The sequence below is a fragment of the Nostoc sp. FACHB-280 genome (genome assembly GCF_014697615.1).
Taxonomy (GTDB): Bacteria; Cyanobacteriota; Cyanobacteriia; order Cyanobacteriales; family Nostocaceae; genus Nostoc_B.
In genome coordinates this window covers 15,282-36,939 of record NZ_JACJSD010000027.1, presented here as the reverse complement: position 1 = coordinate 36,939, position 21,658 = coordinate 15,282, and the positions used below count along the sequence as shown (strand labels likewise).

Sequence of the window (21,658 nt, the reverse complement as noted above, 5' to 3'; positions counted from 1 at the left end):
ATTTTGGATTTTGGATTGTAGAAGTGAGTAGAGACGTTGTATACAACGTCTCTACAATAAATCTATTTCTCAGAGGATGTTTGACAAGTGGTTGGTTGTAATTATTCGCACTTTTAGATCCCCCCTAACCCCCCTTAAAAAGGGGGGAAATAAATCAAAGTCCCCCTTAAAAAGGGGGATTTAGGGGGATCTAAAATGTTTTGTTACCAATAAGAGTACTTTTAAAAAACCCTCTCACAATCATTATTCAATGTGGTGTAAGATTTGGCTTTATCTAATTCTGACTCCTGAGTTTTGACATTCAATTTAATCATTCGTGAACAACCAGATCCCCGACTTCTTAAAGAAGTCGGGGATCTGAGTCTAGCAATTTTTAAAATGATATTTTTATTCTATATCCAAAGAAATATTTTTACTGAATCATGATTTTTGATCAGAAGTAAATATTATAAATAATTTAAACAACTAACAAAGACAGATAAATATTGCTAAAAAGTATTCTATTAAACCAACCAATTAGTTATGAAATCTTATAGTGCTAAACACTAAACTTTTAGCAGTATTGACTAAAATAATTGTCTCGTCGAATTTGGTAGCAGGTTGAATAAAATTTATGAAAATTGCTCTTGTCCATGATTATTTAACGCAACGTGGAGGGGCAGAGCGCGTATTTGAATTATTATGTAGGCGCTACCCCACAGCCGATGTTTTTACTTCTTTGTATGACCCACAAAAAACCATTGATTTAGGTGAGCGGATAGTCAATACAACTTTTTTACAAAAAATTCCGGGTGCAGCTAAATATTTTAGAATGATGGCACCATTTTACTTTCCTGCTTTTCGGGCTTTAGATTTGCAAGACTACGATTTAATTATTAGCAGTAGCACCAGTTTTGCTAAAGCTGTACGCAAAAGACCGGATGCTCATCATGTTTGTTTTTGTCATAATGTCACCCGTTTTTTGTGGGATACAGAAACATATTTGCGCGAGTATGGAGATTATCGATATTTTGCGCCATTAATTGAAAGAATTTTCCAATTGATGCGGCAAGTAGACCTGAAATATGCCCAGGAACCTGACTTATATATTGCTAATTCCAGCGTTGTGGCCAAAAGAATTCAACAGATTTATGGTAAACCCGCAATTGTAGTTAACTATCCAATTGATACCAGTAAGTTTGTTTATTCTGATACCAAAGAAGATTATTATTTAGCATCTGCACGGATGATCAGTTATAAGCGGCTAGATATAATCGTCGAAGCTTTTAATTGGTTGGGGTGGCGATTATTAATCTCAGGTGACGGCCCAGAACAAGCACGCCTCAAAGCCAAGGCATTAAATAATATCGAATTTTTAGGTCATGTTAGCGATCGCCAACGTAAAGATTTGTTTGCAAAAGCTAAATCAGTGATTGTTGCTGCTTTAGAAGATTATGGATTAGTTCCTGTAGAAGCTAATGCTAGTGGTACACCAGTAATTGCTTATGGCGCTGGTGGGGTTTTAGATACCCAAATTCACGGCGAAACTGGAGTCTTTTTTAAACGACAATCACCAGACTCTCTACAAGCTGCATTACTAGAGTCCGGACGCATCACTTGGAATTATGAAAATATTCGTAATCATGCAGTGAACAATTTCTCAGAACCAGTATTTTTTAGGAAGGTTGAGCAACTTATTGATCAAACTTGTATAACTCATTAATTATTCATCTGGCTTGTTAGTTGTTCGTGTAGCGTCTCGCAGAGAAGGATAATAAAAGTGGTTCAAACTAGTCTTAATCCCAGTGTAAATACAATTACTGATACAGAGCCGGGTTATGGACAAATATTAGCAGTTTTTATTCGCAGGTTTCCTTGGTTTGTCGCAGTATTTGTGGCTTCAATTGCGATGGCAGCAATTATTACTGCTAAGACTAAACCTACTTACAAAAGCTCAATGCAACTGTTAGTAGAACCTAACTATCAAGGTAAACGAGAAGCAGGTGGAGTCGAAAATCAGTTTACTGAATCAAATGTAGAAATAGATACAGGCACTCAGCTAAATCTCATGCAGAGTTCAGGGCTAATTCAAAAGGCAGTGGATAAACTGCGTAAAGAATACCCAGACATCACTGTAGGTGATATTAAAGGTGCTTTAGCTTTAAACCAACTCAAAACCAAAGAAGATAATATCGCCACCAAAATTTTCCAAGTAGACTACACCGACAGAGACCCCATCAAAACTCAAAAGGTTTTGACTGCTGTTCGGGAAGTTTATGTGGAATACAACAAACAACAACAAGATTCTCGGCTGCAAAAAGGTCTACAAGTTATTCGAGAACAGTTGAGTAAGGCTAGTGAAGAAGTCAATGCAGCTGAGTCTAACCTCCAAAGATTCCGTCGTAACCAGAATTTAATCGACCCGGTAGCTCAAGCCAAAGCTTTGGAAGATGCACTGAATAATGTTGAGCAAGAACGTCGTACAACTCGCGCTCAATATCAAGAGGCTATAGCACGACAGAAATCTTTAGAAGAACAATTGAACCGTTCTCCCCAAAATGCCCTCGTTGCTTCCCGGTTGAGCCAATCTACACGTTACCAAGGCTTACTCAACGAAATTCAAAGAACAGAATTAGCTTTAGCTCAAGAACGTTTACGCTTTACAGATGAAACTCCCAATGTGCAGAAGCTACAAGAGCAATTAAGTAGCCAAAAAGCATTATTAGAACAAGAAGTAGGCAGAACTCTAGGCGGAAGATCATCTGGTGTAGTTGGTTCTAGAGACTCGTTGTTAGAACAAGGACAGTTTGGCCAAATTGATTTGAGCTTGGCAAGTGAATTAGTAGAAACTCAGACAACAATAGTTGCATTGAGCGCCCGTGACCAAACTTTGGCACAAAAAGAAACTCAATTACGTTTTGAAATCAAACGCTTCCCACCTTTGTTGGCTTATTACAATCGCATCCAACCACAGTTGCAATTTAGCCGCGAAAGATTTGAGCAGTTGTTAAGAGCAGAACAACAATTGCGCCAAGAATTAGCCAAAGGTGGATTTAATTGGGAAGTTGTGGAAGAACCCCATGTTGGTGTGCAGTTAGGCCCCAACTTGCAACAAAACGTCTTGTTAGGTGCTGTGGTGGGGTTAATGTTGGGCGGAATTGCAGCTTTCTTACGCGAGGCTTCTGATGATGCGGTACACACAACGGCTGAGTTAGAAAAGCAAGTTGCTTTACCTTTGTTGGGAACAACGCCAAAATTACCACCCGCCAAAGCCAGAGATTCAATTATCAAGTTACCCTTTGGGAAGCCAGAAACTCCTGCACCTTGGACAATTCAGGTGTTACAGTCGCCTCCACGTTGGGAATCTCTGGACTTAATTTACAAAAACATTGAACTGCTCAATACTGTATCTAGTTTGAAGTCTTTGATGATTACTTCGGCTTTACCTGATGAAGCTAAATCTGGTATGGCTTTGGGTTTGGCGATGAGTGCGGCTCGCTTACACAAACGAGTGCTATTGATTGATGCGAACTTACGCAATCCCAGTCTGCACGAACAGCTAAATCTGCCTAACGAGCAAGGACTTTCGACTTTACTGGGTAGCGAGATTACTTTACCGAATCAGATTGGCATTCAATCTTTAGGTTCAGCTTATATTGATATTTTGACGGCTGGGCCGAAACCGACTGATCCCGCCCATTTGTTGAGTTCTCCGCGAATGATGCAATTGATGAGAACCTTTGAAGAGAATTATGATTTGGTGCTGATAGATGCGCCGCCTGTATTGGGTTTGGTAGATGCAATGTTAACAGCATCGTCCTGTCGGAGTGTGGTGTTAGTGGCTAGTATGGGTGTGGTGACTCGTAACCAACTTGCTCAAGCTACCGGAATGTTGAGCAAGTTAAATCTAATTGGAGTTGTCGCTAATGGCGTTTCTAGCTCAGATAGCAGTTTTGTCCAGTATCCCAAGGAATACCGTTTGGCTTTGAAACAAGCGGTAGAAAAATAGTACAACTTGGAAGTTTATAGATATGTGCGATCGCTCTTTTGGTGGATGCGATCGCACATATTTTTTTATCTTTATTAAAAAATGTCTTGATTTATCATTTTTGTTGTCAAAATCAAATCCTATTTACTTAGTTAAAAATCAGTATATTTATCTCAACTTTACAATTATGATGATTAAGTCTCTTGATTTTAAAGACTAAATAAAGAATCGACTTCCGTATATAGTCAATTCTACAGACTCTTATATCCTAGAGATTAAAGCCCCTTCCCAGCAGCTAAAAGACAACAGTGGACTAGTTTTTCTCAACTTAGACAATCAACAAAAAAGGTAGACAAAACTCAACACAGTTCTCACCCATAACGTCAAGAAATATTGGATGATTTATCTCTACATCTATCCAATATTTCTTGTACTCAAAAATACCAATTTTACCTGCAAGCTTTCCCTAAATATTGATTGTGATATCAGTCCTGTTTGATATGTGAACAACAGAGACAAGAAGACAGGTTAGACAAGGGAGAGAGAAGTTTATAAATCATTTAGGATTGCTATATCTACCTAATTATTCCTTCAGAAGTCAAAATCCACTATTCAGGATATTCATCAGCATCAACAACAAGTTTGCTCCCATCAAATTTAGCCATCATACTGAATTACTTCTAAATTTTGACTCCTGGATACTGAATTTTTACTCATCAGTCATCTACTAATTTTTAGAGCAAGACAAGATTCAGATCAAAGTCTTTGGCATGAATCGCCTTCAAGATCAGCAACTTACTATCTTACTAATCCAAAGACACATGACTAGCTCATTAGTTCGTACTCCACAGACTGTTTATAGTGTAACTCCACAACCTGCAACCGAAGCTACCCCATACTGCACACTACAATGGCGGCGGGGTCAATTGTTAGTGAAATCTCCCGGTAAATTCCAACAGCCATATTTACCAGCTTTAGAAAACCAGCAATTATTAATTGATTGCTTAAAACATTCCCCTGTGAATTTGGTGAGCGTAGACCCTCAAATTGGTGAGACTTGGATAAAGTTTTGGGCGAATGCTTGTAAAGAAGCTCATAAGCCAATGTTTCTTTACGGATCTTCAGAAAATTTACTGTTTAAACAAAATAGTAAACCTTGGGGATGGTTCCTGCGACTCATTGATTGGATAGCAGCTTTATTTCTGCTGCTATTACTAAGTCCAGCCATGTTGGGATTAGTAATATTGTTGCAAATTACCTCACCTGACTCTCTATTTTCTACCGAGTGGTATGTAGGAGAACGGGGTAGACTTTTCCAAGCTATTAAGTTTTCCACTACAGGCAAACTTAACCTTACACCCTTAATGCGTTGGATGCGTAAATCTGGTCTGGAAAACTTACCACAGTTATTCAATGTACTGCGGGGTGATATGGGTTTTATTGGGTCTCGTTATTGGAATTTAGCAACAGCAATAAGATTCAGTTCAGAAGCACAAATTTCCCTAAATCAATTACCTGTGATGACAAAATCTTGGTCAGTGTAGGCAGGGTAAAACTTAATAATTAATAATTCATAATTACTAATTATTAATTGCTGTCTTCTCTATCTAGCTAAAAACCTGTACAAACAGTGCGGTAATTGATAACATCACTTGCCGCACTTAGCCTAGAGCTAAATATCATAGAGCATCTGTAGCAACCTTTAGGAATTAGAAAATATTTATTCGCAAACTCATGCTTGTTAAACTAACCAAACAATTAAATGATTTATTTAAAGCTACTACATTTTGGCAAAAAAACTATTTAATATTGCGAGAATTTAAACATTTCCGCAAAGTTGCTATATTTGCTTTAGTATTTTCTTTTTTAGCAGCAACATTTGAAGGTTTTAGTATTGGTTTTTTGCTATCATTCTTGCAAAATTTAACTGAACCCAATGCAAAGCCAATACAAACTGGTGTCGAGTGGTTTGATATTTGGATTTTAGCTGCCAATAGTTCAGCAATTAATCGTTTATATCGCATATCTTTGCTAATTTTACTCAGCACTTGGTTAAGAGCAGGTTTTAATTATTTAGCGCAAGTCTATACAGAAAGTACTCAGTTATATTTAGCCGATCGCCTGCGAAAGCAGATTTTTGAACAGTTACAAAGTTTGCCATTGAGTTACTTTGCCACAACACGCTCTGGGGAACTGATTAATACAATTACTACAGAAATTGAACGCATCAAGCAGTGGTTTAGTGGTACGGCATTTTTAATGACGAGAACTATCACTGCTACTGTCTACTTTATCTCGATGTTTTTGTTATCTTGGCAGTTATCTATTGCATCGTTTTTGCTATTTACATTGGCTGGTGTCGGGTTATCAACTCTCAATTCTCGTGCGAGGGAAAGTAGTTTTAGTACTTCTATTGCTAACGGTCATTTTACTTCCACAGCTATAGAATTTATTAACGGGATTCGCACAGTTCAGGCATTTGGGACGCAGAATTTTGAACGTCAGCGTTTTTATCAGGCTAGTGATAATGTACTCAAGAGTTCCAAAAAAGTTATCTTAATTTGGGCGATGGTGAGACCATTAGCCGAAAGTATTGCGAGTACAATTCTCATTGGGATGATTATTTTTGCTTTTACCGTATTTGTGGTCAACGGCACACTACAAGTTGCATCTTTATTAACATTTTTCTTTGTGTTGTTTCGAGTAGTGCCGATTGTACAAGATATTAATGGTACGAGAGCGCATCTGAGTACATTAGCAGGTGCAGCCGACAATATTAAAGATTTGGTGAGGACTGATGATAAAACCTATTTACAGAATGGCAAAATTCAATTTACTGGGTTAAAACATTCTATTGATGTTGTGTCTGTAGATTTTGGTTATGATCCCAATCATTTAGTACTCAATAATGTCACACTCAGTATTGAAAAAGGCAAAACCACAGCCTTAGTAGGAGCCACTGGCGCAGGTAAAAGTACATTAATTGATTTAATTCCCAGATTTTATGACCCCACAGAAGGTCATGTGATGATTGATGGAGTTGATATCCAAAAATTTGATATCAATTCATTGCGCCAGAAAATCGCCGTCGTTAGTCAAGATACATTCATTTTTAATACTTCTGTTTGGCAAAATATTGCTTATGGGACAACAGGAGCCACAGCCGCAGATATTCGAGAAGCTGCACGGTTAGCCAACGCTCTGGAATTTGTTGAAGAAATGCCAGAAGGCTTTGACACCAAATTAGGAGATAGAGGCGTAAGATTATCTGGTGGACAACGCCAACGAATAGCGATCGCACGAGCTTTGTTACGTGACCCAGAAATTTTGATATTAGATGAAGCTACTAGCGCCCTCGATTCTGTGACCGAACGCTTGATTCAAGAATCATTAGAAAAGCTATCTGTAGGTCGGACAGTAATTGCGATCGCTCATCGTCTTTCTACTATCGCCAACGCCGATAAAGTCGTTGTTTTAGAACAAGGACGTATCGTTGAACAAGGCAAATATCAAGAACTCTTAGAGCTAAAAGGTAAGCTTTGGGAATATCACAAAACTCAATACGAAATGGGACAAGCAGGATAACAAAGTGTGAAGTATGAAGTAGGAAATTTCATACTTCACAATAATTAATCTGATTTTTTCACAAGAAATCTTATCTGCGTGTATCTGCGGTTAATTATTCTTTATATATTTATGAGGTAAATTCAATGGTAAATATAGGCTACCATACCGCTAGAATCCAAGGTCAAATCACTAGTAATATATATCGTAAACTAGTTGAGAAAATTAGCTTTTTACCTATTAAGCAATCTCGCAGGATTCATCTCAACGTTTATGCTTTTTCTTGTGAGCGAGATTTACCTGTACAAGTAGCGAGTATTCGTTCATTTATTCGTTATGTAGGCATTCCTGATAAATTTATTGTTATTTCTGATGGTAGTTACACAGTTCACTCCCGCAAGATATTAAGCCAAATCAATAGTTGTGTAGAAGTCATTGATTGGAAAGACTTGGCTAATCAAAGTATCCCTAAATATATCTTTGATTATGCCCTCAATCATCCACACCGACCAACAATGGCAATGTGGCGGAGACTGGCTGTATTTATGTCGCTGTCTATTGACAAACCAACTATTTTTACAGATGCCGATATTTTATTCTTTCCTGGTGCGACAGATTTAATCAATTTATGCGAAAGCGAAGATAAATCTGCTTGGTATTTACCAGATTGTAAGCCTTCTTTAGATGAAAGGATTTTATTAGATGAAACTGATAAACTAAATCCAGTTAATGCAGGTTTTTTTATTCTTAAACACCAACTAGATTGGCTCAAACCACTAGAGCGAGTAGAAAAGTTTATCGATTCACCTATTTTTTATACAGACCAAACTATAGTACATTTAGCTATGCACAATGCTAATGCTAAAGCACTAGCTGAAGATAAATATATTATCAAAGTTGACGACCAATTTATTTATACTGACCGTTACGCGGCTAAACATATTGCTTTGAGACATTACGTTAATGATGTCAGACACAAATTTTGGTTGAATGTCGGTCTGTAAAATGAGCAAAAATGTAACCAATACAGAGATGATTTACCACTGCACTAACACTAATATTAATGGAGGGGGAGGCATTGAAACTTATGTGGCTTCTTTAGCACTTTCACAAATTTCAGAATCTTGCGATATCTCTAAACAAGAAACTGTACATCAACGTGTTCTCAAGTCGATTAAAACAGAGAATCAAAAGCGATTTAAATTATTGCACCTTCACGACCCAGAATTTTTAGCGGATTTACGCGAAGAATGTCCGGCAATTTTTACCTTGCACAATCATTGTAGTTACTGTCCGAGTGGGACAAAGTATTTAGCAGACCGAGGCAAAATTTGCGATCGCGTCATCAATCCTCTTGGTTGTGCTTGGGGTCATGTAGTTGATGGCTGTGGTAGTCGGCGACCACACAAAATTTTGGGTAACTGGTGGAATGCTTACAATCCCTTAAATAACCTGAAAAAATTAAAAATCCCTGTAATAGCTAATAGTGAATATGTCCGTCAGCAAATCATTAATGCTGGAATATCACCAGAACGTGTGATCACCCTACGCTGTGGTGTGCAGTTACCCAAATTTGAGACAGAACCTCTAAGTCGGACAATTTATCAAAATCAGCGCATTTTGTTTGTTGGTCGGATAGTTCCCGATAAAGGTTTAGAGTGGCTACTCAAAGCCTTAACCAAAACTGAAAAACATATCCATTTAGATATTGCTGGTGATGGTTGGGATAAGGCAAATATGGAAAAATTAGCCGCCGATTTGGGATTAAGCGATCGCATTACTTGGCATGGTTGGTGTAATTCTGAACAATTAGAAACTTTATATCAACAATCGTTAGCTGTGATTTTTCCCAGTCTTTGGCCGGAACCTGCGGGTTTAGTTACCTTAGAAGCTTATGCGCGTTATCGTCCTGTAATTGCGAGTGCTGTTGGGGGAATTCCTGAACATATAAAAGATGGCAAAACTGGGGTTTTAGTTTCGCCTAACAATATTGCACAATTAGCGGCAGCAATTAATGAATTGGCAACAAATTATGCCAAAGCAAGAACAATGGGTGAAAAAGGCCAAGCTTGGTATCAAGAAGAATTTACAATTGATGTTCATGTTCAGCATTTGGCTGAAATTTATACCAAAACTATTGCTGAATTTCATACAAGAAATAACTAGTTAAACTTATGTCAATTCAAGAACCATTAGTTAGTGTGGTTATCCCTACTTATAATCGCCCAGAGTATTTAAAACAGGCGATCGCTAGTGCTGTTAACCAGACATTTAATAATATTGAAATTATTGTTTGTGACAACTGTAGTGATGTTAGTCCTCAACCAATAGTTGAAGCTTTTCAAGATGAAAGAATTCGGTTTTGCCGTAATTCACAAAACATCGGTATGGTTGCCAATATTATCAACGGCTTTGTCATCGCCAAAGGTAAATATGTTGCTAGTTTGCATGATGATGATATGTGGGAACCAGACTTTTTAGCCAAGCTTGTTCCTCCTCTGGAAGCTAATTCTGATTTGGCTGTCGCTTTCTGTGATCATTACGTTATGAAAGCTGATGGAATAATAGATGATCAACTGACCCAAAAGTGTTCCAAGACATGGAAAAGGGCTGATCTAAAAGCCGGAATTCATCAGCCTTTTTATAAAATTGCTATAGAAAATATGTCTGTAGGTACTGCTAACGCTGCTGTTATTCGTAAAGATGTTGTAGATTGGACAGCGTTTCCCCTAGAGGTGGGTGGCTTTTACGATTTGTATATCAATTATCTCTGTTCTCGCTCTGGTTTAGGCGCTTACTATACTCCAGAAAAACTAACTCGCTACCGCGAACATGAGTTAACAGATACATTAACAGATAATCCACAAATTAATATCCGTAAAGCTAAAAATCACATATTCTGTTATGAACAGTTTATTCAAGATGCCAGATTAAAAGAATTATTTCCCCATTTTCAGCAGAGATTAATCGAAGCTAATCAATATTTGGGTATGAGTTTATTAAAAGCTGGACAACCAGAATTAGCACGCCCTCATTTTTGGTATGTCTTGCAAAAGAAAAAGCTGAGTGTGAGAGCGATCGCCGCATTATTATTCAGTTTTATCCAAAGTTTATTTAGCAATAAATTTATCGGTGTGAAGGGATATGTTACAACAGAACGCAAAGCAACCTCTGGTTAGTGTTGTTATCCCAACTTACAATCGACCAGAATATTTGAAGCAGGCGATCGCCAGTGCAGTTAATCAAACTTATCAGAATCTGGAAATCATTGTTTCTGATAATTGTAGTCACGAAAGCCCCCAAGCAATTATCGAATCTTTTGGTGATTCACGGATTAGATTTTGGCGACATCCTGAAAATGTCGGGATGTTGTCTAATCAAATGAATGCTTTTAAAATGGCACAAGGTAAATATCTTGCCAGTCTCCATGATGATGATATGTGGCACGAAGATTTTTTAGCCAAACTTGTGCCAAAATTGGAAGCTAATTCTAATTTGATTTTGGCTTTTTCTGACCAATATATTATTGATGGTGATGGTAACATTAATCATCTTGGGACAGAAGCAAATACACAGGGTTTTAAACGAGATATTTTAGCTCCCGGTATTCATCAATCTTTCACTAACATTGGTTTAATTGATAAAAGTATCGCTACTGCTGCCTCTTGTTTAATTCGCAATCATATCATTGATTGGGATAGCATTCCCCAAGAAGCCGGCGGTATGTGGGATTTATATTTAACTTATCTCTGTTGCATTTCTGGCTATGATGCTTACTATTATCCCGAAAGATTAACTTATTATCGCGCCCACGAATTAACAGACACAATGTTAAGTGGTAGTAAAAATGCTAACGCCAAAATTCGCAAAGCCCAAAGCGAAATTTTTTGCTACAAAACATTCATGGAAGATAGCCGACTGCAAGAATTTCATGAGTATTTTCAAGCTAAATGGTTAGAAGCACATACCACTTTAGGTATTGGTTTACTGCGGAATCACCAAACAAAAGCAGCCCGTCCTTACTTATTCCAAGCATTTAAAAGACAAAAATTGAACATTAGAACTTTAGCAGCACTAATACTCAGTTTTACTCCGCAACCATTAGCTAATCAATTGCTGGGAGTATAAAAATCAATGAAACTTTGCATTGTTACCCACAAAGTCAAAAAAGGTGATGGTCAAGGAAGAGTCAACTATGAAGTTGCCCAAGAAGCTATTGCCCGTGGTCATCAATTAACATTATTAGCCAGCGAAGTTGCACCAGAAATTGAGCAGAACAGTAAAGTTAACTGGATTAAAATTTCGGTTGATAATTATCCCAGTGAGTTTATTCGTAATTTTATATTTTCATATAAAAGCGCGGCATGGTTACAAAAAAATCGTTCACAAATCGATTTATTAAAAATCAATGGCGCAATTACAAATATTACAGCTGATGTGAATGCTGTACATTTTGTTCATAGTTCTTGGTTGCGATCGCCTGTGCATATTTCTCGCATTCGCCGCGATGCTTACGGTTTTTATCAATGGCTGTACACCGCCTTAAATGCCCGTTGGGAAAAACAAGCTTTTCAACGGGCTAAAGTTGTGGTTGCCGTCTCCGAGAAAGTTGCCCAAGAGTTAATTAAGATTGGCGTACCACGCGATCGCATCCGAGTCATCGTCAACGGTGTCGATTTGCAAGAGTTTACCCCCGGTGTCGTCTCTCGCCAAAAATTAAACTTACCAGAGAATGTAAATTTAGGATTATTTGCCGGAGACATCCGTACACCACGGAAGAATTTAGATAGCGTCTTACAGGCCTTAGTGAAAGTACCTGATTTACACCTAGCCGTAGTCGGGAGTACTGATGGTAGTCCCTTTCCGCAGTTAGCCGCCGATTTAGGCATTAGCGAACGGGTACATTTTCTCGGTTATCGCCGTGATATTGCCGAAATCATGCGGGCAGTAGATTTATTTGTGTTCCCCTCCCGTTATGAAGCTTGCACCTTGGTCTTGTTAGAAGCCCTCGCCTCTGGGTTGCCTGTAATTACCGCTACAGCTACCGGTGGGGCAGAGTTAGTCACACCTGAATGTGGAATTGTTTTACCAGATTCAGATGATGTTGAGGCCTTAGCTGCTGCCTTGTCATCTTTAGTCAGCGATCGCACCTTGATGCAACAAATGGGTCAAGCCGCCCGCGCCGTCGCCCAACAATACAGTTGGTCAACAATGGCCCAAACCTATATGGATCTATTTGAGGAGTTACAACAGCATGAAGAACACAGTTCTCATCCCGACCTATCGCCGTCCTCTGGATCTATCTCGTTGCCTTTCGGCACTGCAAGCGCAAACTAAACCAGTTGATCAAGTCATCGTCGTTGTGCGGGATACAGATACCCAAACGTGGCAATTTCTCCAAGCCTTTCCCACTGATCATTTACCTTTACAAATCGTCACCGTCGCCATTCCCGGAGTAGTTGCCGCCCTCAACGCTGGACTTGCAGCCGTTGAGGGAGATGTTTTATCTATTACTGATGATGACGCTGCACCTCATCCTGATTGGTTAGAGAAAATTAACGCCCACTTGCTCGCAGATGCCAAAATAGGCGGTGTTGGTGGGCGTGATTGGATACATTACGGTGACAAAATTGAGGATGAATCTCGCGCTGTGGTGGGTGAATTGCAGTGGTTTGGGCGTGTAATTGGCAACCATCATCTCGGAGTCGGCGCAGCTCGTCCAGTCGATGTTCTCAAAGGTGTGAACATGAGTTTTCGCACCCAAGCGATCGCCAACTTACGTTTTGACGAAAGAATGCGAGGTTCAGGCGCACAGGTACACTTTGAAATGGCATTCACCCTCGCCTTAAAACGTGCGGATTGGCAGATGATTTATGATCCACAAGTTGCAGTAGACCACTATCCCGCCCAGCGATTTGACGAAGACCAACGCAATAACTTTAATGCGATCGCCCAAATAAACTTAGTTCATAACGAAACCCTAGTTTTACTCGAACATTTATCACCCCTACGCCGCCTCATCTTCTTGCTGTGGGCAATTTTAGTTGGCACAAGAGACTGTTTTGGCTGTCTTCAATGGCTAAGATTCTTCCCCAGCCAAGGCCGACTCGCTACCCGCAAACTTTTAGCCTCCTGGCGCGGTCGCTGGCAAGGATGGCAGACATGGCAGGTAACAGGTGACAGGTTAGAGGTGACAGGCTTCCGCCGTGAGCGTCAGCCGAACGGTTACAGGGGTGCAGGGGGAGTCCAAGAACTAATGACTATTGACCCTTTGGGTTCACCAGTTGCTTCAAGTCGGGGAACCCGCCCAACGCACTGGCTCACCAATGACAAATGACAAATGAAGAATTGGTATGATTTCTCAACCATTACTTTTTAATAGCTTTTTAGAAACACCATTTTCACCCCGACAGCGATCGCTACAAGGTTGGAGTGCTATTCTCGGCTTTATCTTGCTGAGTGTCACTTGCTACTTTGCTGGGGCGGCTGGTAGTTTACGCCTGATTTATCCAGTCACAGCCTTAATCGTAGCGATATTTTTATATTTACGACATCCGATTTTATACATCGGTTTTACTTGGTGGATGTGGTTTCTCACACCGTTAGTTGCCCGTTTAATCGACTATCGAGTTGGTTGGGATCCGACTCGCCAGATTCTGATTGCACCATATTTAGTTGTATTTGTCACAATCGCCACCTTCTTAAGACACTTTCCCAAAGCCTCTCGTCAGGGAGGTTTACCGTTTATTTTGGCTTTTATCGGCGTATTTTATAGTTTTCTCGTAGGTTTAATTTATAACGCTCCAGTTCCCGTGGCTCGCGGCTTATTAGACTGGCTGAGTCCCATTATTTTTGCTTTTCATTTATTCATGAACTGGCGAGACTATCCCACTTACCGCCAGAATTTACAACGAACATTTCTGTTTTGCGTCTTACTCACTGGTGCTTACGGGATCTATCAATTTGTCGTTGCCCCGGAATGGGATAGATACTGGCTAATTCAGTCGAAATTATTTACCAGTTCTGGCAACCCTGTACCCTTTGGAATGCGTGTTTGGAGTACATTGCACTCGGTCGGGCCGTTTGGTGCAGTGATGCAGACGGGATTATTGTTATTATTTACTGCTTCTGGGCCGTTAATTTTTCCCGCTTCGGCTGTTGGCTACTTGTCGTTTTTACTAGCCCAAGCCCGGACTAACTGGGGAGGTTGGTTACTTGGCGTAATTTTGATTATGGGTTCAGTCAAAGCCAAAATCCAAATGCGTTTAATTGCGATCGTGGTTGTGATGGCATTGTGTGTAATTCCCCTCACAACCATTGAACCAATTTCTGACGTAGTATCAGCGCGGTTAGAAAGTTTTTCTAATCTCGAAAAAGATACTAGTTTTAGGGATAGATCCGGCAGTTACGATCGCAACCTTGGCATTGCCCTTTCTAATATTCTGGGTAATGGTTTAGGCAATATTTGGAAAGTCAATGAAAAAACCGGACAAATCGAGGTATTTGTCATTGATAGCGGTATTCTCGATATGTTTTTCACCCTCGGCTGGTTTGGAGCCGTGTTTTATTTAGGTGGATTAATTCTGATTCTTTTTAGCGTCATCCAGTATAGCGAAGCGCGGTTTGATAGCTTCGTCAGTGCCGCCCGTGCCATTGGGATTAGTTCTTGCGCTCAATTAGTCATCGGGAGTGGAATGTTAAGCGTCTCCGGGATGATTTTGTGGGGATTTTTAGCAATGGCAATGTCTGCACACAAATACTATCAGCATGAAAAAATTACCAAAAATCGGGTGTAGGGGTTCGAGGGTGTAAGGGAAAAAATTAATCACCTACACCCCTACACCCTAAATCAAGGTTTTTGGGGCAGAACGTAAAAAACCTACACCTGTCAGCACCCCTACACCCTTAATCCCTCACACCCTTATTAAAAATATGAAAGCTATAGTTATCATGCCCCTAGCCGAACAAAGAGGCGGCGGTGAAATGATGTTTTTAGACTTGATGCAGCAAGGACGTAATGCTGGTGTTGAGTGGATAGCCATTTTTCTAGAATCAGGCCCAATGGTGGAACAAGTCAGAAAGTTGGGCATTGATACACGAGTTCTAGAAAGTGGCAGGTTGCGACAAGTCCATAAGTTAATCTCTACAGTTTTGCGAATAGCTGCGATCGCTCGGCGCGAACATGCAGATATAATCGTCAATTGGATGTGGATTACCCATTTTTATGGCGGTATGGCAGCGATGCTGGCAGGTTTACCATCTGTTTGGTATCAACTGGAAGTACCCCATGACAAGTTTTGGTTAGTCCGCCTCGCCACAGCATTACCAGCCCGTGCTGTTATCACCCTCTCCCAAGATGGCAAGCAAGCCCAAGCCGAAATTTGGCCCCATCGTCCCACACCGCTGGTTTATCCTGGTGTCGCCTTAGATAGATTTGAACCTGCTGCTTTACCTTCACCCCAAACAGCACGGCAAAAACTCGGCTTACCATCACACGGGCCATTAATTGGCATTGTGGGCAGACTGCAACGCTGGAAAGGAATGCACGTCCTTGTTCAAGCAATGCCGAAAGTGTTAGAGAAGTATCCTGATGCTCATTGTGTGGTAGTTGGTGGTAAGCATGATTTAGAGGCAGACTACGAAGAATTTCTTAAATCAGAAATAACAAATTTAGGGTTGCAAGAAAAAGTAATTATGGCTGGACTCCAGCGCAATATTCCCGAATGGGTACAAGCGATGGATGTTTTTGTTCATGCTTCTGATAAAGAACCATTTGGCATTGTGATTATTGAAGCGATGGCATTGGGTAAACCTGTAATTGCGGGTAATGCTGGCGGCCCTACTGAAATTATCACCGACGGGATGAATGGCTTATTAACACCTTACGGTGATTCTGAGGCATTGGCGATCGCAATTCTGCGTTATTTAGACGAACAAGACTTTGCCCAAAATGTCGCTGTCGCTGCCCGTCAACGCGCCCTCGATTTCTCCACCCAGAACTACGCGCAAAACTTTATCAATACTCTGCGTTCTCTGATACCGAGTGTTTCATAAATATGATTCACCCACAGAGATTGTCTGTGAAGACTGGGTGTAAGGGTGAAGGGGTTTGGGGTGTAGCGTTTTAGATACATACACCCTCATACCTTTGTAAATATAGCTAAATATCGACATATTCAGATCCCCGACTTCTTAAAGAAGTCGGGGATCTTTTATTTCACGCATAATTTTAAGAATACAAACCTTCAGCTTGACAATATATTTTTGCTGGCGCTTGCTCAAAATATTTAAATAACGCCGGACATAACCAACCTTCCAGACTTTTTTCCCGCCACAAATACCAATTACCGTTATACTCCTCACGTAACCAAGTTAATTCGGCTTGATAACCAGGGAAAGGACTAGCAGAAAACAACAGTTTAAACCCTTCATCCACATTAGCTATACCCTGAACCAGAATATCAATCATTTCAGGTACACCACTCACAAACGGTTCTTGCACCAAACCCAGACGCTCATCATCAAATACCCATGTTTGATTATGTCTGTATGGAAAAATCACCATCATTGAGTTAGTCATGAGCAATTATCGGTGAGAATAATATAACTTGAGAAAATTGTATTGCATCAGGAGGTTTGCAGGGTGAAGCAGGCAAGCATGGGGCAAACTCATTTACAATTCAGGAAATTCTCAGCCAACAAGCTTATTCTGTACTGTAATTGGGAGTAAATACTTTTAGCATGTGCCGTTTACTTGCCTATCTTGGTTCGCCTGTATCTTTGGAGCATCTTCTGTATAAACCAGAACATTCTTTGATTGTCCAAAGTTACCAACCCCGCGAAATGACTTCTGGGGTAGTAAATGCAGATGGTTTTGGTATGGGTTGGTATCATAGTTACAAAGATACTGCTCCCTACATCTACAAAAATACATTGCCGATTTGGAATGATATTAACTTACCCCATCTCAGCCGTTACGTAGAATCAAGTTGCGTATTAGGTTATGTCCGCAGTGCCACAATCGGACAAGCTTTAGATTTTGCCAATTGTCAGCCATTTAATCATGAAAATTGGCTATTTCTGCATAACGGATTCATTGAAAATTTTCGGCAAACATTACACCGCAGAATCCGTAGCACTTTAACACCAGAATTTTACGACAAAATTTATGGGAGTACAGATTCCGAACATTTATTTGCGTTGTTACTTTCTCAGCATCAAATTAACAAACATCGTCCGCCAGAATATGCCTTACGCACTACTTTGTTAGCGATCGCTGAATTAGCAAAACGTCATCAAATCAAAGTTTTAGCCAACATCGTTTTAAGTGATGGCAAACGTTTGATAGCTTCGCGTTTTGCTGTGGGTGCAGCCAATCCGTCTTTGTATTGGATACGAGATGATCTGAATTTTCCGAACTCAGTCATTATTGCTTCGGAACCTTTATTTCCTGGTAATTGGAATCCTTGCCCAGAGAATAGCATCATCAGTGTGGGAGAAGACTGTGATATCAAAATTGAGCAAATCTACTAGCACCAAAGAATTTATTTATTATGCTTTGAATGATTGTCGGAGAAAAACTTTAAAGCTGTTGGATGAGCTAGACGAAATTACATTTTGCAATCAGTATCATCCTGATTTTAGTCCTGTTGGTTGGCACTTGGGACATATTGCTTACACCGAGTCTTTATGGTTGCTAGAACATAGTGCGGGTTTAAGGTGTTTATTTCCGCAATACCGTAAGTTGTTTGCAGCAGATGGTTTACCCAAGTCAGAACGCATCAAATTACCAAACCTAGCCGAAATCCGTTATTACTTGCAGACAGTCCGCGAGAAAGTGCTGGAATATCTGGAAGTAGTTGATATTGAACCCCAAGAACGTCTGTGGCGATTTTTAATTCAGCACGAAAGTCAACACTGTGAAATTCTTAGCTATGTGTTGGAACTGTCAAAAAGAGGAAAGGGTGTAGGGGTGCATACTTCGACTTCGCTCAGTAACCCTACTTCGACTTCGCTCAGTAACCCTACTTCGACTTCGCTCAGTAACCCTACTTCGACTTCGCTCAGTAACCCTACTTCGACTTCGCTCAGTAACCCTACTTCGACTTCGCTCAGTAACCCTACTTCGACTTCGCTCAGTAACCCTACTTCGACTTCGCTCAGTAACCCTACTTCGACTTCGCTCAGTAACCCTACTTCGACTTCGCTCAGTAACCAAGGGGGCGAAGGTGTAGGGGTGCAAGGGAAGAACATCACACTCAGCACTCAGCACTCAGCACTCAGCGAGAAGTTGCGTGCGGGGGTTTCCCCCGTTGAGCAAACTTCGGTGACTCAACACTCAGCACTCAGCACTCAAATGGTGATGATTCCGGCTGGGGAATTTGAGATGGGAAATAATTCTCTGGATGCGTTGGATAATGAAAGTCTCTGCCATCGAGTATACCTGGATACTTATTGGATTGATCCTTATCCAGTAACTTGTGGTCAGTATCGGGAATTTATGGCGGCGGGAGGCTATGAAAATTCTGCGTGGTGGTCAGATGCTGGGTGGCAATGGCTACAAACAGAACAGGAAAAACAACCACTTTATTGGCAGAGCGATCGCAGTTATGATGATCATCCAGTCTGCGGTGTCAGTTGGTATGAAGCTGAAGCATATTCGCGGTTTGTTGGCAAGCGTTTACCCACAGAAGCCGAATGGGAAAAAGCTGCTAGTTGGGATGCTCAAGCTCAACGTCGGCGCACCTATCCTTGGGGTGAAGAAATGCCCTCACAAAAATATTGTAATTGCGATCGCCTCATTGGTCAGACAACCCCAGTAAATCATTACCCTGAAGGCCAAAGTTCCTACGGCTTATTAGATACCCTCGGCAATGTTTGGGAATGGACAGCTTCTTGGTTTACGCCATATCAAGGTTTTCAAAGTTACCCTTATGTAGGTTACTCGCAAGTTTATTTTGATTACCAACACCGTGTACTAAAAGGCGGTAGTTGGGCAACTCGTCCCTGGGTAGCACGTTGTAGTTTTCGGAACTGGTACTATCCCCATATACGCCAAGTTTTTAGTGGTTTTCGCTGTGCTACAAGTGTTAATTAACGAAAATTTATGGCTTTTTTAGTGGTAGATACGCAAATTTAGTGTTAAACCTTGATTGATCTAGCTTAAGCGTGAGGTAATCAGCTATGGCTGTGTGTTTCACTAGCTAGAGACAATCTCAGGTTGCCTAGCAATCTACTACTGCAACTCTACGGAGGTTAAATGACAATATCTCAAGCTGTCAACAGCAAGGTTCCTTCTCTCAACAACCTAGAAGAACGTTTGCAAATACAGCGTTTGATAGAAGCCACAAAAGTAGTTACATCAACAGCAGGAAGTGATGTAGTCAAGGGATTAACACATAACCCCAAATATTTACCCCCATACTACTTGTATGATGACCGAGGCTCTGACTTATTTGAACAAATCTGTGACTTGCCGGAATATTACGTAACTCGCACAGAAACAGCAATTTTACAACAGTATGCAGATGAAATTGCTCAAATCACAGGTGCTTGCGAATTAGTAGAACTGGGTAGTGGGAGTTCAACCAAAACCCGAATTTTGCTGGATGCTTATCAAAAGTTAGGGTATCTTCAGTGCTATTTGCCAATAGATGTGAGTGCGGGAATGTTGGAAAATAGCGCGAGAAAGTTACTCCAAGAATATCCCTCACTGCAAGTTTATGCACTGGCGGGAACTTATGAAATGGCTTTAGCACAACTCCCAGCAAAACATTCACCAAGTAGGATGATTGGTTTTATTGGTAGTTCTTTGGGAAATATGACTACCCAAGAGTGTGATACTTTCTTTTCGCAAATTACCAATGCGCTGCAAGTAGGTGAATATTTCCTACTGGGAGTCGATTTACAAAAACCAAAAGAAATTTTAGAACCAGCTTATAACGATCGCCAAGGTGTAACAGCAGCATTTAACATCAATATGCTGGAGCATTTAAATCGCAGATTTGAAGGCAATTTTGATACAACACAATTTGAACATTGGGCATTTTATAATGAAACCGCACATCAAATTGAAATGCACTTGCGGAGTATGCGATCGCAAACTGTGCAATTAAAATCTCTCAACCTCACTGTTAATTTTGCCCCAGGCGAAACCATCCTGACGGAAATCTCGCGCAAATTTAACCTGAACACTATTAAACAACAACTCCAAAGCCGTGGTTTAGTTCCAATTCAAACATGGACTGATGCAAATCAATGGTTTGGTTTGTTGTTATGTCAGTTTCAATCTAATTGAAGAAGAAGTTAGAAGTCAGAATCCAGGAGTCAGAATCAAATAAGTAGCTGTCTAGCCTGGAAACACATCTAAATATGGCAGTCGCAGGGTAAGGTAGGATATTTCAAAAGCACAAATGGCAGGCAGCGTAATAATAATATATTTACCTCCTGCCTCCTAACTCCTGCCTTCTTTTATAAAACACCTTTAGAACTAGGAATTGTCCCAGCGCGACGGGGATCAAATTCCGTAGCCATTCGCATAGCTCTAGCAAAAGCCTTAAATGTTGCTTCAATAATGTGATGGGAATTAATACCATCTAATTGACGAATGTGTAATGTCATTTGGCTATGATTTACCAAGGCGACAAAAAATTCTCGCACTAGCTGAGTATCATAAGTGCCAAGTCTTTGAGTAGGAATTTCCAAACCATAACTGAGATGCGGTCTTCCCGAAAAATCTAACGCCACCTGAATCAAAGCTTCATCTAATGGTGCTAAAAAATTACCAAAGCGAACTATTCCTTTTCTATCACCTAATGCTTGATGCAAAGCTTGACCTAAAGTAATACCGACATCTTCATTAGTGTGATGATCATCAATTTCCCAGTCTCCTTTGGCTTGGACATCTAAATCAATCAAGCCGTGAGAGGAAATTTGATGCAACATGTGGTCTAAAAATGGAATACCAGTCGCCGCATGACATTTTCCTGTCCCATCTAAATTGACAGTTACTTGCACATTAGTTTCACCAGTCACACGGTGAACCGAAGCAATACGCGCCGTGGTTAGGTTAACTTGGTGCAGAACTGAGTCTTTGTGAGCAGTATCGCTGATTTGCATAGTTAATTA

At 40.4% G+C, this 21,658-nt stretch carries 17 protein-coding genes; 15 read left to right on the top strand and 2 right to left on the bottom strand.

The features are described from left to right. Window positions 1-613 precede the first annotated feature (613 nt). From H6G75_RS19370 to H6G75_RS19315, 12 genes are all read left to right on the top strand, one after another. Entirely contained in the window at window positions 614-1,702 is a 1,089-nt protein-coding gene (locus H6G75_RS19370; protein ID WP_190981633.1) for a glycosyltransferase, read from the top strand. Window positions 1,703-1,759: 57 nt separating this feature from the next. Then, window positions 1,760-3,988, top strand: a complete 2,229-nt coding sequence (locus H6G75_RS19365; RefSeq protein ID WP_190981632.1) for a polysaccharide biosynthesis tyrosine autokinase — start codon at window positions 1,760-1,762, stop codon at window positions 3,986-3,988. An 800-nt stretch (window positions 3,989-4,788) separates the two neighbouring features. Further along, window positions 4,789-5,511 carry a heterocyst development glycosyltransferase HepC gene (gene hepC / locus H6G75_RS19360; protein ID WP_190981631.1) on the top strand — a complete coding sequence of 241 codons (723 nt, stop codon included), beginning with the start codon at window positions 4,789-4,791 and terminating at the stop codon, window positions 5,509-5,511. A gap of 190 nt (window positions 5,512-5,701) precedes the next feature. Beyond that, the gene (gene hepA / locus H6G75_RS19355; RefSeq protein WP_190981630.1) at window positions 5,702-7,552 is read left to right on the top strand and encodes a heterocyst formation ABC transporter subunit HepA; all 1,851 of its coding nucleotides are present in this window, start codon (window positions 5,702-5,704) and stop codon (window positions 7,550-7,552) included. 125 nt (window positions 7,553-7,677) lie between these two features. Then, entirely contained in the window at window positions 7,678-8,535 is an 858-nt protein-coding gene (locus H6G75_RS19350) for a hypothetical protein (protein WP_190981629.1), read from the top strand. Window position 8,536: 1 nt separating this feature from the next. Continuing rightward, window positions 8,537-9,697: a glycosyltransferase family 4 protein gene (locus H6G75_RS19345; protein ID WP_190981628.1), complete on the top strand. Its 1,161-nt coding sequence runs from the start codon at window positions 8,537-8,539 to the stop codon at window positions 9,695-9,697. Window positions 9,698-9,705: 8 nt separating this feature from the next. Beyond that, entirely contained in the window at window positions 9,706-10,710 is a 1,005-nt protein-coding gene (locus H6G75_RS19340) for a glycosyltransferase family 2 protein (RefSeq protein WP_190981627.1), read from the top strand. Continuing rightward, window positions 10,676-11,659, top strand: coding sequence for a glycosyltransferase family 2 protein (locus H6G75_RS19335; RefSeq protein ID WP_190981626.1), 984 nt, complete (start codon window positions 10,676-10,678; stop codon window positions 11,657-11,659). Before H6G75_RS19340 ends, H6G75_RS19335 begins: the two co-directional genes overlap by 35 nt. 6 nt (window positions 11,660-11,665) lie before the next feature. Further along, window positions 11,666-12,868 carry a glycosyltransferase family 4 protein gene (locus tag H6G75_RS19330; RefSeq protein ID WP_190981625.1) on the top strand — a complete coding sequence of 401 codons (1,203 nt, stop codon included), beginning with the start codon at window positions 11,666-11,668 and terminating at the stop codon, window positions 12,866-12,868. Further along, the gene (locus tag H6G75_RS19325) at window positions 12,786-13,868 is read left to right on the top strand and encodes a glycosyltransferase family 2 protein (RefSeq protein WP_242051571.1); all 1,083 of its coding nucleotides are present in this window, start codon (window positions 12,786-12,788) and stop codon (window positions 13,866-13,868) included. Before H6G75_RS19330 ends, H6G75_RS19325 begins: the two co-directional genes overlap by 83 nt. Window positions 13,869-13,884: 16 nt before the next feature. Next, window positions 13,885-15,327, top strand: coding sequence for an O-antigen ligase domain-containing protein (locus H6G75_RS19320; RefSeq protein WP_190981624.1), 1,443 nt, complete (start codon window positions 13,885-13,887; stop codon window positions 15,325-15,327). Between the two features lie 136 nt (window positions 15,328-15,463). After that, window positions 15,464-16,585, top strand: a complete 1,122-nt coding sequence (locus tag H6G75_RS19315) for a glycosyltransferase family 4 protein (RefSeq protein WP_190981623.1) — start codon at window positions 15,464-15,466, stop codon at window positions 16,583-16,585. A 175-nt stretch (window positions 16,586-16,760) separates the two neighbouring features. Here H6G75_RS19315 and H6G75_RS19310 read toward each other — a convergent pair whose 3' ends face one another. Beyond that, a complete protein-coding gene (locus tag H6G75_RS19310; RefSeq protein WP_190981622.1) occupies window positions 16,761-17,111 on the bottom strand; it encodes a DUF6717 family protein in 351 nt (116 codons plus the stop codon). A gap of 161 nt (window positions 17,112-17,272) precedes the next feature. Here H6G75_RS19310 and egtC point away from each other — a divergent pair, with 161 nt between their 5' ends. The 3 genes from egtC (at window position 17,273) to egtD (ending at window position 20,828) form a co-directional block, all read left to right on the top strand. After that, window positions 17,273-18,064: an ergothioneine biosynthesis protein EgtC gene (egtC, locus tag H6G75_RS19305; protein ID WP_190981621.1), complete on the top strand. Its 792-nt coding sequence runs from the start codon at window positions 17,273-17,275 to the stop codon at window positions 18,062-18,064. Beyond that, window positions 18,036-19,628, top strand: a complete 1,593-nt coding sequence (locus H6G75_RS33035; RefSeq protein WP_313934871.1) for an SUMF1/EgtB/PvdO family nonheme iron enzyme — start codon at window positions 18,036-18,038, stop codon at window positions 19,626-19,628. Before egtC ends, H6G75_RS33035 begins: the two co-directional genes overlap by 29 nt. Window positions 19,629-19,790: 162 nt before the next feature. Further along, on the top strand, window positions 19,791-20,828 hold the full coding sequence (gene egtD, locus H6G75_RS19285) for an L-histidine N(alpha)-methyltransferase (protein WP_190981620.1): 1,038 nt from the start codon (window positions 19,791-19,793) through the stop codon (window positions 20,826-20,828). Between the two features lie 173 nt (window positions 20,829-21,001). Here egtD and hisB read toward each other — a convergent pair whose 3' ends face one another. Continuing rightward, window positions 21,002-21,649, bottom strand: coding sequence for an imidazoleglycerol-phosphate dehydratase HisB (hisB, locus tag H6G75_RS19280; protein WP_190981619.1), 648 nt, complete (start codon window positions 21,647-21,649; stop codon window positions 21,002-21,004). Between the last annotated feature and the right edge of the window lie 9 nt (window positions 21,650-21,658).

Coding starts and splice junctions, on each gene's coding strand:
- hepA (WP_190981630.1), top strand. CDS start 5,702: ATGCTTGTTAAACTAACCAAACAATTAAATGATTTATTTAAAGCTACT.
- H6G75_RS19320 (WP_190981624.1), top strand. CDS start 13,885: ATGATTTCTCAACCATTACTTTTTAATAGCTTTTTAGAAACACCATTT.
- hisB (WP_190981619.1), bottom strand. CDS start 21,649: ATGCAAATCAGCGATACTGCTCACAAAGACTCAGTTCTGCACCAAGTT.
- H6G75_RS19370 (WP_190981633.1), top strand. CDS start 614: ATGAAAATTGCTCTTGTCCATGATTATTTAACGCAACGTGGAGGGGCA.
- H6G75_RS19345 (WP_190981628.1), top strand. CDS start 8,537: ATGAGCAAAAATGTAACCAATACAGAGATGATTTACCACTGCACTAAC.
- H6G75_RS19340 (WP_190981627.1), top strand. CDS start 9,706: ATGTCAATTCAAGAACCATTAGTTAGTGTGGTTATCCCTACTTATAAT.
- egtC (WP_190981621.1), top strand. CDS start 17,273: ATGTGCCGTTTACTTGCCTATCTTGGTTCGCCTGTATCTTTGGAGCAT.
- H6G75_RS19335 (WP_190981626.1), top strand. CDS start 10,676: ATGTTACAACAGAACGCAAAGCAACCTCTGGTTAGTGTTGTTATCCCA.
- H6G75_RS19325 (WP_242051571.1), top strand. CDS start 12,786: ATGAAGAACACAGTTCTCATCCCGACCTATCGCCGTCCTCTGGATCTA.
- egtD (WP_190981620.1), top strand. CDS start 19,791: ATGACAATATCTCAAGCTGTCAACAGCAAGGTTCCTTCTCTCAACAAC.
- H6G75_RS19315 (WP_190981623.1), top strand. CDS start 15,464: ATGAAAGCTATAGTTATCATGCCCCTAGCCGAACAAAGAGGCGGCGGT.
- H6G75_RS19330 (WP_190981625.1), top strand. CDS start 11,666: ATGAAACTTTGCATTGTTACCCACAAAGTCAAAAAAGGTGATGGTCAA.
- H6G75_RS19310 (WP_190981622.1), bottom strand. CDS start 17,111: ATGACTAACTCAATGATGGTGATTTTTCCATACAGACATAATCAAACA.
- hepC (WP_190981631.1), top strand. CDS start 4,789: ATGACTAGCTCATTAGTTCGTACTCCACAGACTGTTTATAGTGTAACT.
- H6G75_RS19350 (WP_190981629.1), top strand. CDS start 7,678: ATGGTAAATATAGGCTACCATACCGCTAGAATCCAAGGTCAAATCACT.